The sequence below is a fragment of the Bradyrhizobium sp. cf659 genome (assembly GCF_900113725.1).
In the GTDB taxonomy this organism is placed as follows: Bacteria; Pseudomonadota; Alphaproteobacteria; order Rhizobiales; family Xanthobacteraceae; genus Bradyrhizobium.
Map to the genome: position 1 here is coordinate 763,854 of NZ_FOQJ01000001.1, position 15,236 is coordinate 779,089.

Annotated in this window: 15 protein-coding genes; 4 read left to right on the forward strand and 11 right to left on the reverse strand. The window is 65.9% G+C overall.

The genetic code is table 11. From position 1 onward, the window contains the following. The first annotated feature begins 113 nt into the window (after nucleotides 1–113). Nucleotides 114–1,022: an amino acid ABC transporter substrate-binding protein gene (locus BM118_RS03810; protein ID WP_092182347.1), complete on the forward strand. Its 909-nt coding sequence runs from the start codon at nucleotides 114–116 to the stop codon at nucleotides 1,020–1,022. Between the two features lie 96 nt (nucleotides 1,023–1,118). Here the strand turns inward: BM118_RS03810 and BM118_RS03815 are convergent, their stop codons facing one another. Further along, on the reverse strand, nucleotides 1,119–1,622 hold the full coding sequence (locus BM118_RS03815) for a cupin domain-containing protein (RefSeq protein WP_092182349.1): 504 nt from the start codon (nucleotides 1,620–1,622) through the stop codon (nucleotides 1,119–1,121). Nucleotides 1,623–1,651: 29 nt separating this feature from the next. Beyond that, nucleotides 1,652–2,131, reverse strand: coding sequence for a carboxymuconolactone decarboxylase family protein (locus BM118_RS03820; protein ID WP_092182351.1), 480 nt, complete (start codon nucleotides 2,129–2,131; stop codon nucleotides 1,652–1,654). A gap of 57 nt (nucleotides 2,132–2,188) precedes the next feature. Here BM118_RS03820 and BM118_RS03825 point away from each other — a divergent pair, with 57 nt between their 5' ends. Continuing rightward, nucleotides 2,189–2,716, forward strand: a complete 528-nt coding sequence (locus BM118_RS03825; protein ID WP_441299745.1) for a MarR family winged helix-turn-helix transcriptional regulator — start codon at nucleotides 2,189–2,191, stop codon at nucleotides 2,714–2,716. An 18-nt stretch (nucleotides 2,717–2,734) separates the two neighbouring features. Here BM118_RS03825 and BM118_RS41165 read toward each other — a convergent pair whose 3' ends face one another. Beyond that, on the reverse strand, nucleotides 2,735–2,893 hold the full coding sequence (locus BM118_RS41165) for a hypothetical protein (RefSeq protein ID WP_177233889.1): 159 nt from the start codon (nucleotides 2,891–2,893) through the stop codon (nucleotides 2,735–2,737). Between the two features lie 245 nt (nucleotides 2,894–3,138). On the opposite strand from BM118_RS41165, the gene BM118_RS03830 reads away from it, so the two are divergent. Continuing rightward, nucleotides 3,139–4,368: a lytic murein transglycosylase gene (locus BM118_RS03830; RefSeq protein ID WP_092182354.1), complete on the forward strand. Its 1,230-nt coding sequence runs from the start codon at nucleotides 3,139–3,141 to the stop codon at nucleotides 4,366–4,368. 133 nt (nucleotides 4,369–4,501) lie between these two features. Here BM118_RS03830 and BM118_RS03835 read toward each other — a convergent pair whose 3' ends face one another. The 3 genes from BM118_RS03835 to recJ form a co-directional block, all read right to left on the reverse strand. Further along, nucleotides 4,502–5,299, reverse strand: a complete 798-nt coding sequence (locus BM118_RS03835) for an aldolase (RefSeq protein WP_038967118.1) — start codon at nucleotides 5,297–5,299, stop codon at nucleotides 4,502–4,504. Nucleotides 5,300–5,407: 108 nt separating this feature from the next. Further along, complete coding sequence (locus BM118_RS03840; protein ID WP_092182357.1) at nucleotides 5,408–6,217, reverse strand: SDR family NAD(P)-dependent oxidoreductase; 810 nt, start codon at nucleotides 6,215–6,217, stop codon at nucleotides 5,408–5,410. 65 nt (nucleotides 6,218–6,282) lie between these two features. Further along, entirely contained in the window at nucleotides 6,283–8,124 is a 1,842-nt protein-coding gene (gene recJ, locus BM118_RS03845; RefSeq protein ID WP_092182359.1) for a single-stranded-DNA-specific exonuclease RecJ, read from the reverse strand. 287 nt (nucleotides 8,125–8,411) lie between these two features. Here recJ and BM118_RS03850 point away from each other — a divergent pair, with 287 nt between their 5' ends. Continuing rightward, nucleotides 8,412–9,488 (forward strand): methyl-accepting chemotaxis protein, encoded by a 1,077-nt coding sequence (locus tag BM118_RS03850; RefSeq protein ID WP_092182361.1) that lies wholly within the window; start codon nucleotides 8,412–8,414, stop codon nucleotides 9,486–9,488. Between the two features lie 167 nt (nucleotides 9,489–9,655). Here BM118_RS03850 and BM118_RS03855 read toward each other — a convergent pair whose 3' ends face one another. The 5 genes from BM118_RS03855 to BM118_RS03875 all read right to left on the reverse strand — a co-directional run bounded on the left by BM118_RS03855 (nucleotide 9,656) and on the right by BM118_RS03875 (nucleotide 15,227). Continuing rightward, nucleotides 9,656–10,660 carry a 4-hydroxythreonine-4-phosphate dehydrogenase PdxA gene (locus BM118_RS03855; protein WP_092182363.1) on the reverse strand — a complete coding sequence of 335 codons (1,005 nt, stop codon included), beginning with the start codon at nucleotides 10,658–10,660 and terminating at the stop codon, nucleotides 9,656–9,658. After that, a complete protein-coding gene (locus BM118_RS03860; protein ID WP_092182365.1) occupies nucleotides 10,657–12,198 on the reverse strand; it encodes a tripartite tricarboxylate transporter permease in 1,542 nt (513 codons plus the stop codon). The genes BM118_RS03855 and BM118_RS03860 overlap by 4 nt, the downstream gene beginning before the upstream one ends. A gap of 11 nt (nucleotides 12,199–12,209) precedes the next feature. After that, entirely contained in the window at nucleotides 12,210–12,692 is a 483-nt protein-coding gene (locus BM118_RS03865; RefSeq protein ID WP_177233993.1) for a tripartite tricarboxylate transporter TctB family protein, read from the reverse strand. A gap of 232 nt (nucleotides 12,693–12,924) precedes the next feature. Then, entirely contained in the window at nucleotides 12,925–13,917 is a 993-nt protein-coding gene (locus BM118_RS03870) for a Bug family tripartite tricarboxylate transporter substrate binding protein (protein WP_092182369.1), read from the reverse strand. A gap of 50 nt (nucleotides 13,918–13,967) precedes the next feature. After that, the gene (locus BM118_RS03875; RefSeq protein WP_092182371.1) at nucleotides 13,968–15,227 is read right to left on the reverse strand and encodes a CaiB/BaiF CoA transferase family protein; all 1,260 of its coding nucleotides are present in this window, start codon (nucleotides 15,225–15,227) and stop codon (nucleotides 13,968–13,970) included. Nucleotides 15,228–15,236 lie beyond the last annotated feature (9 nt).

A 15,236-nucleotide genomic window follows, 5' to 3' on the forward strand; every position in this document is an offset into this window, starting at 1 on the left:
TGCGGCGCACGAGGCTTGGGCAGATCGGCGTCCGGACCTCCCCGAACGGCCTGGCCATCTCTGGCCCCAGAATTGCTTGGCTTCCGGCAAGCAAACTGGAGAAAGAGAAGCACATGCGTTGTCTCACCACGGCGGTCATTGTGGCCGTCGCATTCGCCGTGCCGGCTCGTGCACAGGAATTGACCGGTACGCTGAAGAAGATCAAGGACACCGGCGCGATCACGCTCGGGGTGCGCGACAGTGCAGTGCCCTTCAGCTATATCGACGAGAAGCAGAAGACCGTCGGCTACGCCATCGACATCTGCATGAAGATCGTCGAGGAGATCAAGGCCGAGCTGAAGCTGGACAAGCTCGCGGTCAACGAGAACCTGGTGACGTCGTCCAGCCGCATTCCGCTGATGGCGAACGGCACCATCGACCTCGAATGCGGCTCGACCACCAACAACGCCGACCGCCAGAAGCAGGTGTGGTTCACCAACACGCATTTCCTCACGGCGAGCCGCTTCGTGTCGAAGAAGGCTTCGAAGCTCGATCAGATCGACGACCTCAAGGGCAAGGCCGTCGTCTCGGTCTCGGGCTCGACCAACATCAACCAGCTGAACAAGGCCAACGCCGCACGCTCGCTCGGGATCAACGTCATGAATGCAAAGGACGTCCCCGAGGCCTTCCTGATGGTCGAGACCGACCGCGCCCAGGCCTTCGTCATGGACGACATCCAGCTTGCGGCCATGATCGCCTCCGCGAAGGATCCGTCGCTCTATGCGATCAGCACCGGCGCGTTTTCCGATCCGGAGCCCTACGGCATCATGCTGCGCAAGGACGACGCACAGTTCAAGGCCGTGGTCGATCGTGCCACAGCAAAACTCTACAAGAGCCCGGAGATCGAGAAGATCTACGACAAATGGTTCATGGAGCCGGTGCCGCCGCGCGGCCTGAACTTCCACGTGCCGATGCCGGTGTCGATGAAGAAGTCGTTCGAGCACCCGTCCGACAATCCCGATCCGGCCTCGTACGGAGGCTGACGAGAACCTCCGCCGAGTAGCCCGGATGAATGAAGCGACATCCGGGATTCTCACGACGACTGTCCCCGGGTGTCGCTTCGCTCACCCGGGCTACGGTCACTCCAGAAACGTCGTCAGCTGCGCGCCCTCGTCTGCCACGAACACAGCGATCAATTCCGCCGGCTCCGTGGCGCTGGCATTCGCCGACACCAGATGCGTCGCGCCGGGCGGTTCGAAGAAGGACTGGCCGACACCAAACGTCTCGACCGGGCCGCCGCCGAGCTGGGAGCGGATCTCGCCCTTGGTGATGTAGGCCGTCACCGAGCCCACGTGGCGACGCGGCCGCGTAAATCCGCCGGGGCCATAGAAGACGCGCACGATGGTCACGCGCTTGCCCGGCACGTTCGGCAACGCGTAGGAGCCGATCGGCTCGACCTCGTCGAGCGGCGAACTCTCGGCAGCGTTGGCGCAGAGCGGCGCCAGCGCGCCTGACACGGTCTCCATCGTCAGCGGCAGCGCCTTGCCGATCGCGAGTGCACAGGCGAGCCCGCCGACAACGGCCAGCGCTATTGACCGCGACGGCACCGGGCGTTGCGTGATGGCCAAACTCATCGCTGTCATGACAACCTCCCCTTATTCCCTTCTGGCAATCAGGATGCCGCGGCATTCGTTGCGACCGGCCGCTTCGCCGGCGTCCAGCGATAGGCCGCGCCAAACCGGTTCCAGACGTTGATCGAGGCGACAGCCGAGGTCAGGTACATCAGCTCGGTCTCGGAGAATTCGCGGGTCGCCTCCGCGTAGACCTCGTCGCTGACGCCGTCGGGCAGGAAGGTCAGGGCTTCGGCCCAGGCCAGCGCGGCACGCTCGCGCGCCGAAAAGACCGGCGCTTCGCGCCAGACCGCGACCAGATTGAGCTTGTCCACGGGCACGCCGATGCGTTCCGAGAGCAGGATGTGATGCTGCAGGCAGAAGGCGCAGCCGTTGATCTGCGAGGCGCGCAGCTTGACCAACTCGAGCAACTGCTTGTCCAGGCCCGCCTTGGCCGCAAGCTGCCCGAGCGCCAGCACCAGATCATACGCATCGGGTGCGATCCGCTTGAAATCCTCGTATTCACTGCGGGCGTGTGACATTGCCGTGCACCTCGTGTTATTATAAGAGTGCTTATACTGTATAAGAGCTCTTATATTATGCGCAAGGCCGCTGACTTCACAAGATCGAAAGGCCCGCGGAAGGCCCCCGCCGCTTCCGACGGCGCTGCTGTTCGCGTGCCTGCCCCAGGGGAAGGCAAACGCGGCGAGGAAGGCTATCTTGGCTACCTGCTGCGACAGGCCCATGCCGCGGTCCGCCTGACGATGGAACGGGCGCTCGCCGATCTCGGCGTGACCTCACCGCAATTTGCGGTACTGACCATGCTCAACGCCTATCCGGGCCTGTCGGGCGCCGACGTCGCCCGCCTCACCTTCCTCACGCCGCAGACGGTGGGCGTGATCATCCGCAACCTCGAACGCGACGGCGCGATTGCGATGACGCCCCATCCCGTCCATGGCCGCATCCAGCAATGGACGCTGACGCCGCGCGGCGCGACGCTGTTGAAGGCGTGCAGGGAGCGGGTGATTGCGCTGGAGAAGCGCCTCGCCCGGAATCTGGATAGCAAGGCGGAGACCTCGGTCCGGCGCTGGCTCGCCGGAATCGCGGCCGATTTGCAGGACGACTAGACCGCGCCGGGGCTAACCCTAGTCGCCGCAGCCTCCGTCGCCGCCATCGGCATCCGAGAAGTCACTGACAGCGCCGTCGCCCTGAATGCCGCGTCCAGAGTTTTCCGCGATGATCATCAGGTGCGATCCGTCATCGAGTTCGACGACGTGGCTTTCCGCATGCGCGCGTATCTTCATTCAACCCCGAATTCTCGATGAAGTGAGCCCCGGCGCTCCAGCCGGGGCCCCGCTCCGTCAGTCGTTGTCGTGATGAATCACGGTCTTGCTGCGATTGCCGAATTCATCTTCCTTCGTCCTCCTCGATCGTGTGCAGGGGGAATGCGGGGTACCAGGCTTTGTTCCGGGGAACGTGGGTCGATAGACTGTTCCTCCTGTTCCAGGAACCGACTCACAGGAGGCTTGTTTCCCGCTACAATGTGTCCATGAAACAAGCTGATTCCTCGGCCACGCCCACCCGCCGCGTCCTGCTGAAATCTGCGCTCGGCGCGGTAGCCCTCGTCGCGTCACCCACATGCGTCCTCGCCGCGCCGCCAGGCTTCGACGAATGGCGCGAGAGCTTTCGCGCACGCGCGATGGCGAAGGGCATCTCGGCCGCGACCTGGCAGCGCGCGATGGCGCGGGTCGAGCCCGACATGAGCGTGTTCAAGCAGATGCGCAACCAGCCCGAATTCCACGAGCAGGTCTGGCAATACATCAACCGCCGCGTCTCCGACTGGCGCATCATCAACGGCAAGATCGCGCTGAAGAACAACGAGGCCCTGCTCGCGCGCATCGAGCGCGACTTCGGCGTCGAGCGCGGCACGCTGCTGGCGCTGTGGGGCGTCGAGTCCGCCTATGGCGATCCGCTGGTGCAGCAGAACCACATGACGCCGGTGTTTCCCTCGCTCGCCGCGCTCGCCTGGAACGAGCCGCGCCGCAAGGCCTATTGGGAGACCGAGCTGATCAACGCGCTGCGTATCGTCGACAAGGGCTGGAGCACGCCGGAGGAGATGAAGGGCTCCTGGGCCGGCGCGATGGGGCATTCGCAATGGATGCCGGAAGTCTGGCTCAATGTCGGCATCGACTATGACGGCGACGGCAAGGTCTCGCCATTCGGCAAGCCCGACGACGCGCTGGGCTCGACGGCAAAGTACCTCGTCAATCGCGGCAAGTGGCACCGCGGCGAGCATTGGGGCTACGAGGTGCGCGCATCAGGCGAGATGAGCGGCAGCCGCACCTATGCGGCATGGCAGGCGGCCGGCGTCGACCGCGCCGACGGCCAGCCGTTTCCGCAAGCCTCCGCGACCGCACAGATGTGGACGCCGGTCGCGGGGGGACCGACCTTCTTGCTCGCGCCGAATTTCTACTCGGTGAAAAGCTACAACCCCTCGATGAACTATGCGCTGGCGATCTGCCATCTCGGCGACCGCTGCCTGGGCGCACCGCCCTTCATCCAGCCCTTCCCCGGCTCCGAACGCGCGCTGACGCTCGCCGAGGTGCAGGAGATGCAGACGCGGCTGACCAAGGCCGGGTTCGACACCGGCGGTACCGACGGCCGCGTCGGCAACGATACGATGAGGGCGATCAAGGATTTCCAGCAGCGCGCGGGGATCACGCCGGCGGACGGCTATGGCGGCCTGAAGGTGCTGGCGAGGCTGCGGCAGGGTTCGTAGCGCCCGCTCTCTCACTTTGTCATTCCGGGGCGCGCCACTTGGCGCGAGCCCGGAATCCATTTGTCCGCCTGGCTTGCTGCGCGATGGATTCCGGGCTCGCGCTTCGCGCGCCCCGGAATGACGGCGGTTGGGGTCAGTGCCTGTACTGCGGCTCCTCGGCATCAAGCTGCCTACGGATCGCGGCCAGATGCAATCGCGCGGATTCGGAATCGCCCTCGCGCATCTGCTTGTAGGTCTCGGCCGCAATCGCAGGATCGACGGCCAGCACCTTGCGCCCCGTCGACATCGCCAGCACCTGCACCTCGGCGGCGCGTTCGAGATAGTAGAGATCGTCCCAGGCTTCCGCGATGGTCGGCGCAAGCACCATCACGCCGTGATGCTTCATGAAGACGATGTCGGCATCGCCGACGGCGGACGCGATCCGCGCGCCCTCGCGGTTGTCGAGCGCAAGGCCGTTGTAGTCGCGGTCGACCGCAGTGCGGCCGTAGAATTTCAGCGCGGTCTGCCCGGCCCAGATCAGGGGATCGCCCTCGGTCATCGACAGCGCGGTGGCGTAGGGCATGTGGGTGTGGAACGCGACCTTGGCACGCGGCAGGCGCTTGTGCATCTCGGCGTGGATGTAGAACGCCGTCGCCTCGGGCACGCCCTCGCCGTCGAGCACGTTGCCGTGGAAGTCGCAGATCAGCAGCTTTGACGCGGTCAGCTCGCGGAAGGCGTAGCCGTAGGGGTTGACCAGGAACAGATCATCATGGCCCGGCACGACGGCCGAGAAATGGTTGCAGATGCCCTCCTCGAAGCCGTTGCGCGCGGCCATGCGGAAGCAGGCGGCAAGGTCCTCGCGCGCGGTGCGGATCGCGTCGGTGGCGAGGTCCGGCCGGTTCGAGCGGAATGGCGCTGGCGTGGATGACGAAGAGTGAAGGCTGTGCGCCATGGCGAAGGAAACCCCTGTCGGTCGGAAGCTCCTCGCCTTCTACAGGGCCGGCGCCTGCGCGTCAGCCCCTGCGGGCGCCACCCTGCCCTTCGCAGCCCGCGCGGCGGCCTATTGCCGCCGCGGCACGCCGCCGGCGTTCATGCCGCCGTCGATCACGAGTTCGCTGCCGGTGACGTAGCGCGAGGCATCTGACGCCAGATACAGCACGCCAGAGGCAATCTCCGCAGCCTGCCCGGCGCGGCCGAGCGGCGTGACGACCCGGGCCCGCTCCTCCGGATCGATCGGCGCATTGCCCTGGTTGCCGGTCGCCCCCGTCGGGATCTTGCCCCAGATCGGCGTGTCGATGATGCCGGGATGAACGGAGTTGACGCGAATGCCGTCGCCCACAGCCGCGCACTCCATCGCGATCGATTTCGCAAACAGCCGCACGCCGCCCTTGGTGGCCGAATAGGCCGACAGCCCCGGCGAGCCGCGCAGGCCCGCCAGCGAGGACATCATGACGATCGAGCCGCCGCCGGTCTTGCGCATCAAGGGCAGGCAATGCTTGACCGAGAGAAACACGCCGTCGAGATTGATCGCGTTCTGCTTGCGCCAGTCACCGAGCGTCATGTCGACGATCGAGGGCACGGCAATGCCGATGCCGGCGTTGGCGACGAGCGCGTCGAGCCGGCCGTAGCGCTTCGCGATCTCGGCGACGATCTCGATCCAACGCTCCTCGCGGGTGACGTCCTGCTCCAGGAAGATCGCCTTGCCGCCGGCCTTGGTGATGCGCTTGGCGAGCTCGGGCCCGCGCAACTCGTCGATGTCGGTGATGATCACGGTCGCGCCTTCGCGCGCGAACAGCTCGACGATCGCCTCGCCAATACCGGAAGCGCCGCCCGTCACCAGCGCGACCTTGCCCTCAACCTGCCCTGCCATTGTTCACTCCCTTTTTTGTTCTTTGCGGCCGCAATCTTGTACGCCTGATCTCGTCGGATCTTGCGTTATCTAATCACGGATGGCCCCTGGTCCGGTAGGGCGACATCGACGACACGGAACTGCACCCGCTCGGCGCCCTGGTAACGGTCGACCGACAACGATCCCGCGACATGCAATTGCTGACCGCGATTGGCGACCAGCGCATTGCCGAGCTTCTGGCCAACCGAACGGAACGCGATGCCGTTGACGATGGCGCCGTCGCCCGACTTGAAGCGCAAACGCAGATGCGCCTGGCCGACCTCATCGGCATAGACGAGCTGGTGCGCCGGCAGCGCCAGCACGGCTTCCGGATTGCCGCTGCCAAAGGGCCCTGCGCGGTTGAGCGTGGTCGCAAGCTCCGTCGTCACCGCGCGCGCGGAGACCGCGCCGTCGATATAGAGCTCGTTGACATGGCGTGCCTCGGCGACGTCGCGCGCCAGCGCATTTTCAAGATAGGCGCGGAATTCGGCGAGCTTCTCTTTGCGCAGCGTCACGCCCGCGGCCATCGCGTGGCCGCCGCCTTTCAGCAAGATGCCGTCGGTGACCGCCTGCCGCACCGCCTTGCCGATGTCGACGCCGGCGATCGAGCGGCCCGAGCCGGTGCCGATGCCGCCGGGCTCGAGCGCAATGGCAAAGGCGGGTCGCGAAAACTTCTCTTTCAAGCGGGAGGCGACGAGGCCGACCACGCCGGGGTGCCAGCCTTCAGACGCCGTGACGATGACGCCGAGCTTGTCCTCCAGCCCGATCGAGGCCAGTGCCTCGGCCTCGGCCTGTGCTTCGGCGGCCTGCTCGATGACGCGGCGCTCGGTGTTGAGGCGATCGAGCTCGGCGGCGATCCGCGCGGCTTCGACGCTGTCGCCTTCGAGCAAGAGCCGCACGCCGAGATCGGCGCGGCCGATGCGGCCGCCGGCGTTGACGCGCGGCCCCAGCATGAAGCCGAGATGCCAGGCCTCCGGCGGGCCGTTGAGCCGCGCCACATCCATCAGCGCGGTGTGGCCGACATGGTCGCGCCGCCGCATTGCGATCAGCCCCTTGGCGACGAAGGCGCGGTTAAGTCCGATCAGCGGCGCCACATCGGCGACCGTGCCGAGCGCGACGTGATGCAGCATGCCCAAGAGATCAGGCTCGGGCATCTCGGATGTCCAGAAGCCGCGCTGGCGCAGCTCGCGGTTGACCGCGACCAGCGTCACCAGCACCAGCCCAACGGCGGCGAGATGGCCAAGGCCAGAGAGATCGTCGAGCCGGTTCGGATTGACCAGTGCGTCGACCTCAGGGAGCTCCGTGCCGGCCTGGTGGTGATCGATCACGACGACGGACATGCCGAGGCGCTTGGCCTCGGCCAGCGGCTCGATGCTCGTGGTGCCGCAATCGACGGTGACGAGCAGCGTGGCGCCCTTCGCGGCCAGCGCACGTACGGCTTCGGTATTAGGCCCGTAGCCCTCGAAAATCCGATCGGGAATGTGGATGAGCGGGTCGAGCCCGCAATGGCGCAGGTGCCAGGCCAGCAGTGCCGCCGAGGTCGCGCCGTCGACGTCGTAGTCGCCGAAGATCGCGACCTTCTCGCCCTTCTGTGCCGCATCCGCGATCCGCCTGGAGGCGGCCTCCATCTCCGTCACCGTGAAGGGGTCCGGCAGCAGCTTTCGGATGGTCGGGTCGAGGAAGTCGGGCACAGTGTCGATATCGACCCCGCGCCCCGCCAGCACCCGCGCCAGCAATTCCGGCAATTGGTGACGCTGCACGATGGCCAGCGCCCTGGCCGCTCCGCGGGCGTCCAGCCGGTCGCGCCAGAGCTTGTCGGTGAGCGAGCGCGTCACCCCCAGGAACGCCTGGGGCGCTTCGACGGGCAATGCGGTGGCGGGCGGCGTCATGACGAGCGGCTGTCTGTTGGGAACTCGAGGTTCGGGCGATCACGCTAAGCGCCCGGTTACTGGCTTAGGGGGATTGGCCGGGAAACGTCGGCAATTTGCAACGGCTGGGGGGCACAAAGCGGTGGATGGCCGGCCGGCAGGCCGGATTGACTACCATTTAGGCATTCCGCCGAACAGCAAATTAAGCAGGCGTTAGGCGGAATCCTCGAAAAAGAATCGTATTCGATCTGTAAGCGATTGTTCCGGGTTCATTGCAGATCAGGCCTCATTGCCAAGGGAAGTCCCCGATGTCTGCTGCGCTGGGTCTCAAAGCCAAGCCGAATGCCGCCGAACCCGCTGAAGATGATTCCGACATTTCCGCGCTGATCAACCGCCTCACCGCGGAGGTCAACCAGATCGCGGTCGACAAGACCAAGGCGATCCAGCAGATCACCAACCAGATGAAGATGCTGGCGCTGAACGCGCTGATCGAGAGCTCGCGCGCCGGCGCGCAAGGTGCGGGCTTCGCGGTGGTGGCGCAAGAGGTGCGCGGCGTCGGCCAGCAGGTCGAGACCATCGCGCGCGAGCTCGAAAGCCAATTGACGAAACGCACCGGCGATCTCGTCGCCTCGATCGACCGCATGAGCCAGCGCTCGCGCGGCGAGCGCATGGTCGATTTGTCGCTCAATGCGGTCGAACTGATCGACCGCAACCTCTATGAACGCACCTGCGACGTGCGCTGGTGGGCGACCGATTCCGCCGTGGTGGATTGCGCCGCCTCGCCTGCTCCGGCGGCTGTCACCTATGCCTCGCAGCGCCTCGGCGTCATCCTCGGCGCCTACACCGTTTATCTCGACCTCTGGCTCTGCGACCTCGACGGCAACGTCATCGCCAACGGCCGCGCCGACCGCTTTCGCGTCGTCGGCCAGAATGTCGCCCACACCAAATGGTTTCGCGAGGCCAGGACCTTGCGCTCCGGCGACGACTATGTCGCCGGCGACGTCGAGAACCAGCCGCTGCTCGGCAACGCGCAGGTCGCGACCTATTGCGCCAGCGTCCGCGCCGGCGGCCAGGCCAACGGCGCGCCGATCGGCGTGCTCGCCATCCATTTCGACTGGGAGCCGCAGGCCCGCGCCATCGTCCAGGGCGTGCGCGTCGGCGACAGCGACAAGGCGCGCGTGCTGCTGGTCGACTCCAATTTCCGCGTCATCGCGGCCTCCGACGGCCAGGGCATTCTGAGCGAGCGCATCTCGCTGTCGCTGAACGGCCAGCGCTCCGGCTTCTATCAGGACCGCTCGGGCGCGATGATCGCGTTCCATGCGACACCCGGCTACGAGACCTATCGGGGCCTCGGCTGGTACGGCGTGATCGTCTGCGGAGCCTGAGGCCAAAGTCCGCCTGTCCGATCAAAAACCGCGAAAACAACCCCATGCACAGTAGCCGGAGGGTTGTTTTCGTTGGTGTTTTGCGCGCGTCAAGGCGCTTTGACACGTCGGGCAAGACACTGGCATTCTGCCATCATCGCGAAGACTGAAAACGCGCCATTGCGCAATCACGCAGCACGGCGCCCGGCCATCTCCGCCGCGAGCAGCAGCGCGGCGCGGCTGGCGCCGATCGATGCGATGCCCTCGCCTGCGAGGTCGTAGGCGGTGCCGTGCGCGGGCGTGCAGATCGGGAATGGAAAGCCGCCGAGCAAGGTCACGCCGCGATCGAAGCCCATCAGCTTCATCGCGATCTGGCCCTGGTCATGATACATCGTCAGCACCGCATCGAAGGCGCCGCCCTTGGCGCGCAGGAACACGGTGTCGGCCGGGAACGGTCCTTCCGCGGCAATGCCCTCGCGCTGGCCGGCCGCAACCACCGGCGCAATCATATCGATCTCCTCGCGGCCGAAATTGCCGCCGTCGCCGGCGTGAGGATTGAGGCCCGCAACCGCAATCCGCGGCCTGGCGAAGCCCGCGTTGCGCATGCAGGAATCGGTCAGCTTGAGCGCACGATGGATGCGCTCACTGGACAGCCGCGCGGCGACGTCTTTCAGCGGGATGTGGGACGTGACCCGTGCGTTCCAGAGCCGGTCCAGCACGTTGAACTCGCTTGCCGGCGTCTCGAGGCCGACCACCTCCGCGGAAAACGCGATCTCGTCGTCATATTCGGCGCGGGCAAGCCGCATCGCCTGCTTGTTGAAGGGGGTGAAGCAGACGGCATCGACGCGCCTGTCGCGGCCGAGTTCGAGCGCGTGCCGGTAGTTGGCCAGCGCGAATTTTCCGCCGGCGAGGGTCGCGGTCTTCGGCTCGACGTCCTTGGGATCGAGGTGGCGAAGATCGACAAACAGCGCGTCGCCCTGCGCCGATCGAAGGTCGGCCCCCTGCTCCACCATGATCAGGTCGGGCTTGACGCCCGCAACGCGCGCCCCCTCGTCGAAGACGCGGCGGTCGCCGATCACCACGAGCCGGCTGCGGGCACGGATGTCGTTCTCCGCCACGAGTTTCGCGGTCAGCTCCGGGCTGACGCCGGCGGGATCTCCCATCGCCAATGCAATGAGCGGCTTTGCGGTCATATGATCACCTTCTCCTGAGCTGTCGTCTCATTCCTGCCGGATGGCGTGGGCTTGCGCAGCAAACGCGCGAGCTGCAATGCGAGCGGAAGCAGCAGCAGCGCGATGCCGGCCACGATCAGGCACGTCACCAGCTTGTTCGCAAAGAAGATCCCGAGCGATCCCTTCGACATCAGCATCGACTGCCGGAACGCATCCTCGGCCTTGTCGCCGATGACGATCGCGAGCACCAGCGGCGCCAGCGGATAGAACAGCTTCTTGAAGAGATAGCCGACGATTCCGAAGCCGAGCATCATCACCACGTCGAGATAGGAGTTCGACACCGAATAGGCGCCGACGACGCAGATGATCACGATCAGGGGCGCGATGACCACGAACGGGATTCGCATCAGGGCGGCAAAAACAGGCACGGTCAGCAGCACCAGCGCGACCGCGACGATATTGCCGACATACATCGAGGCGATCAGGCCCCAGACGAAATCCTTCTGGTCGACGAACAGCATCGGCCCGGGATTGAGGCCCCAGATCATGAGCCCGCCCATCATGACGGCCGCGGTCGCCGAGCCGGGAATGCCGAGCGAGAGCATCGGCAGCAGCGCGCTGGTGCCCGCGGCATGATCGGCCGTCTCCGGCGAGATGATGCCTTCGACCTCGCCGGTGCCGAAGTATCGCCCGCGGCGCGAGAAGCGGCGGGCGATGCCGTAGCTCATGAAGGATGCGGCGGTCGGGCCGCCCGGCGTGATCCCCATCCAGCAGCCGATCGCGGCACTCCGCAGCAACGCAACGCTGTGCCGCGGCAGGCGGCCGATCGCGCGAAACACCTCGATCCAATCGATCTTCGAGGAGACGGCGCGGGCATGAAATTCCTCCTCGACAGCGACCAGGAGCTCGCCGATGCCGAACAGGCCCATCACCGCGACGACGAAGTTCACCCCCTTGACCAGCTCGTCGATGCCCATGGTCAGGCGGACGCTGCCCGAGACGGTGTCGATGCCGATGGCGGCGATCGCAAAACCGACCGCGAGCGCCACGACGGTCTTGATCGGCGCCGCCCCGCCCATGCCGACGAAGCTCGCAAAGGCGAGGAAATAGACCGCAAAATATTCCGGCGGCCCGAAGGCGAGCGCGACCTGCGCCACCCAGGATGCGAGGAAGGTGATCAGGATGACGCCGACCAGCGCGCCGAACGCAGCCGAGCCGAAGGCGGTCGCCAGCGCCGTCGTCGGCCGGCCGTCGCGCGCCATCGGATAGCCGTCGAAGGTAGTTGCGACAGAGGACGGCTCGCCGGGGATGTTGAACAGGATCGACGTCACCGAGCCGCCGAACAGCGCGCCCCAATACATGCTGGAGAGCAGGATGATCGCCGACACCGGCTGCATGCCGAAGGTCAGCGGCAAGAGCAGCGACACCCCGTTCGGCGCGCCCAGCCCCGGCAACACGCCGACGAGAATGCCGAGCAGCACGCCGACTGCCATCAGGAGCAGATGCGGCACGGTGATCGCGATGGTGAAGCCGTGCAGGAGTTCCTGGAGGTTATCCATCGGCCTCTCCGTCAGATGCCGAACGCGGCGGCGAGCGCGCCATGCGGCAGGCTGACCTGGAACATGCGCTCGAACACGACGTAGAGCGCGAGCGCCGTCGCCGCCGCCATCGCCAGCGCGCGTGGCACGGATTGGTGCCTCGGGACCGCCAGCACCGCGAAGACGTACAGGCTTGAGGCGACGTACATCCCGGCCAGCGGGATCGCGGCCACGAAGATCGCGGCCGGCACGAACAGGCCGGCAAGCCGGCGCAGCTCGATCGGTGTGATCGCGATGGGAACGCTTGCGAGCGTCGTAGCCGGCAGAAGACCTCTCACCAGATTGTAGAGGCTTCCGAGCACGATGATGATGCCGGTCAGGAACGGGAACGTGCCGGCGTCCACGCCCGCGGTCGACCAGCCGATGCCGTTGTCGAGGCTGGAGACGACGACGGCCACACCAAAGCTGCCGGTGAGAACGGCGGTCGCAAGTTCAAGAGCGCGGCGCGATATCATCGGGGGCTCCGTTCGGGCGGCGTGCAGCGACCGGTGAACGACGCACGCGTTTTCCAAGCCATCAAGTGTCGTCCCGGCGAAAGCCGGGACCCATAACCCCAGGGAGAAGTTTGACGAGGACTGGACGCCAAGTCGGTACCACCACCAACACTCATCGAGAGATCACGCGGTATGGGTCCCGGCCTTCGCCGGGACGACGGTGGAGTTTGTGGCACGATGCAACAGCACCGCCTCACTTGACCAGCCAGCCCTGCTCGCCCGCAACCTGCTTGACGTGCTCGAGGTCCTCCTTGATGAACTTGTCCAACTCGGCACCGGTCAGGAACGTGTCGACCTGCGAGGTCTTCTCGATGTAGTCCTTCCATTCCGGCGTCGCCTGCACCTTCTTCATGAGGTCGACATAGAACGCGGCCTGGTCCGGCGTGACCTTGCCGGGCAGCCACACCGTCCGCGGCTGCTCATATTGCTTGATATCGAGCCCCTGCTCGGCGCAGGTCGGAACGTCGCTCCAGCCTTCGCTCGCGGTGACCTTTGGGCCCTGCGGCAGCCGCTTCGGGCTGAAAACGCAAAGCGGTCGCTGCGTGCCGCCGCGCCATTGCCCGAGGCTCTCGCTGGGATTGTTGACGTGGGAGTCGAGATGTCCGCCGGCGAGCTGCACGGCGGTCTCGGCGCCGCTCTTGAAGGGGATGTAGGTTAGCTTGACCTTGCCGGCCTTCTCGATCATGCGGGTCAGCACCTCGTCGGTGTCCTTCGACTGCGCACCGCCCATCTTGAATTCGCCCGATGCGGCCGCCTTCAGATAGTCTCCCGCATTCTTGTAGGGCGCGTCCTGCTTGACCCAGAGCAGGAACTCGTCCTGCGCCATCGCCGCGATCGGGGTGAGATCGGTGTAGTTGAAGGCGACCTTGGAGACGAGCGGCTGCTGCCAGGCGTTCGACGTTCCGAAGATCACCTTGTAGGGATCGCCTGCGGACGCCTTGCCGTAGACATAGCCTTCGGCGCCGCTGCCGCCGCCCTTGTTGACGACGACAATGGGCTGTTCCGTCAGCTTGTACTTGGTGACGATGTTCTGCACCGCGCGGGCGAGATTGTCGGTGCCGCCGCCGGGCCCGGCGGTGGCCACGAACTCGATCGGCTTCTGCGGTTGCCAGGCCGCAAACGCCGGGACTGTGCCGGCGAGCACGGTCGCGGCTGCGGAAAGCAGAAGTGTTGACGTCCGACCCATGATTTCCTCCAGCTGATTTTGTCTTTTGTTCTTGTCGTATCGACTTTTTCTCAGGCGACGCGTTCCTCGCGTCTTCCTGATGCCAGCACGATTGCGCCTTCTTGTTCGAGCGCTTCGATCTGCTTCTGGTCGAACCCGTGCTCGGCCAGCACCTCGCTTGTGTGCTCACCGTAGACCGGCGCGCCGATGCGCACTTTGCCTGGGGTCTCCGAAAACTTGACCGGAAGCCCGATCGTCTTCACGGGGCCGAGCGTGGAATGCTCGACCTCGACGACCATCTCGCGCGCCAGCGTCTGCGGATCGCTCAACGCCTCCAGCATGTCGTGCACGGGGCCGCACGGCACGCCCTTCTCGTCGAGCACCGCGAGCCAATGCGCCCGCGACCGGGTGCGGAAGCGCTCGCTCAGGACGGCCTCGAGCTCCTTCAGATGCGCCATGCGGTCGGCCCCGGTGACGAAGCGCGGATCGGCGGCAAGCTCGCTCGCACCGAGCGCTTCGAGCATCAAGAGCCAATGCTTCTTGTTGGCGCCGCCGACCACCAGCCAGCCGTCCGAGGCCTCGAAGGCCTGATACGGGGCGTTGAGCGGATGCGCCGAGCCCATCGCGCGCGGCGCGGTGCCTGCGGCCAGCGCGATCGTGGACTGCCAGTAGGTCTGCACCAGCGCGGCCTCGTAAAGCGAGGTCTCGACCCACTGCCCTTCGCCGGTCTTCAGGCGATGCGTATAGGCGGCGAGGATGCCCATGCTCGCGAGCAGGCCGGCAGTGATGTCGGACAACGGCGGTCCGCACTTCACCGGCGGACCGTCGGGACGCTCACCGGTGAAGCTCATGATGCCGCTCATCGCCTGCGCGACCAGATCGAAGCCGCGGCGGTGCTTGTAGGGGCCGGTGCGGCCGAACCCCGACAGCGAGCAGTAGATCAGCGTCGGAAACTGCTCGTGCAGCTCCTCGTAGCCGAAGCCGAGGCGCTCCATGGCGCCCGGCGCGAAATTCTCGACCAGCACGTCGGCGTCCGCGATCAGCCGCCGCAGCACCTTCTTGCCGCCATCGGTCTTGAGGTCCAGCACGATGCCGCGCTTGTTGCGGTTCATCATCAGGAAGGAGGCCGCCTCCTCGCCGATCTTCGGCGGCACCGAATGGCGGGTGTCGTCGCCGTTCGGCCATTTCTCGATCTTGATGACGTCAGCGCCCATGTCGGCGAGCATCAACGTGCAGGTCGGCCCCGCCATGACATGGGTGAGATCGATGACCTTCAGGCCGGCAAGCGGTCCCGAACGGCGAGAGGTGGATTGCGATCGATCGCTTTGCATCGGCCCGTC

Excerpts from the sequence above, each read along its gene's own strand:
- BM118_RS03860 (WP_092182365.1), bottom strand. The coding sequence starts at position 12,198 with ATGGATAACCTCCAGGAACTCCTGCACGGCTTCACCATCGCGATCACC.
- BM118_RS41165 (WP_177233889.1), bottom strand. The coding sequence starts at position 2,893 with ATGAAGATACGCGCGCATGCGGAAAGCCACGTCGTCGAACTCGATGAC.
- BM118_RS03815 (WP_092182349.1), bottom strand. The coding sequence starts at position 1,622 with ATGACAGCGATGAGTTTGGCCATCACGCAACGCCCGGTGCCGTCGCGG.
- BM118_RS03855 (WP_092182363.1), bottom strand. The coding sequence starts at position 10,660 with ATGACCGCAAAGCCGCTCATTGCATTGGCGATGGGAGATCCCGCCGGC.
- BM118_RS03810 (WP_092182347.1), top strand. The coding sequence starts at position 114 with ATGCGTTGTCTCACCACGGCGGTCATTGTGGCCGTCGCATTCGCCGTG.
- BM118_RS03875 (WP_092182371.1), bottom strand. The coding sequence starts at position 15,227 with ATGCAAAGCGATCGATCGCAATCCACCTCTCGCCGTTCGGGACCGCTT.
- BM118_RS03825 (WP_441299745.1), top strand. The coding sequence starts at position 2,189 with ATGCGCAAGGCCGCTGACTTCACAAGATCGAAAGGCCCGCGGAAGGCC.
- BM118_RS03870 (WP_092182369.1), bottom strand. The coding sequence starts at position 13,917 with ATGGGTCGGACGTCAACACTTCTGCTTTCCGCAGCCGCGACCGTGCTC.
- BM118_RS03820 (WP_092182351.1), bottom strand. The coding sequence starts at position 2,131 with ATGTCACACGCCCGCAGTGAATACGAGGATTTCAAGCGGATCGCACCC.
- BM118_RS03850 (WP_092182361.1), top strand. The coding sequence starts at position 8,412 with ATGTCTGCTGCGCTGGGTCTCAAAGCCAAGCCGAATGCCGCCGAACCC.
- BM118_RS03865 (WP_177233993.1), bottom strand. The coding sequence starts at position 12,692 with ATGATATCGCGCCGCGCTCTTGAACTTGCGACCGCCGTTCTCACCGGC.
- BM118_RS03830 (WP_092182354.1), top strand. The coding sequence starts at position 3,139 with ATGAAACAAGCTGATTCCTCGGCCACGCCCACCCGCCGCGTCCTGCTG.
- recJ (WP_092182359.1), bottom strand. The coding sequence starts at position 8,124 with ATGACGCCGCCCGCCACCGCATTGCCCGTCGAAGCGCCCCAGGCGTTC.
- BM118_RS03840 (WP_092182357.1), bottom strand. The coding sequence starts at position 6,217 with ATGGCAGGGCAGGTTGAGGGCAAGGTCGCGCTGGTGACGGGCGGCGCT.
- BM118_RS03835 (WP_038967118.1), bottom strand. The coding sequence starts at position 5,299 with ATGGCGCACAGCCTTCACTCTTCGTCATCCACGCCAGCGCCATTCCGC.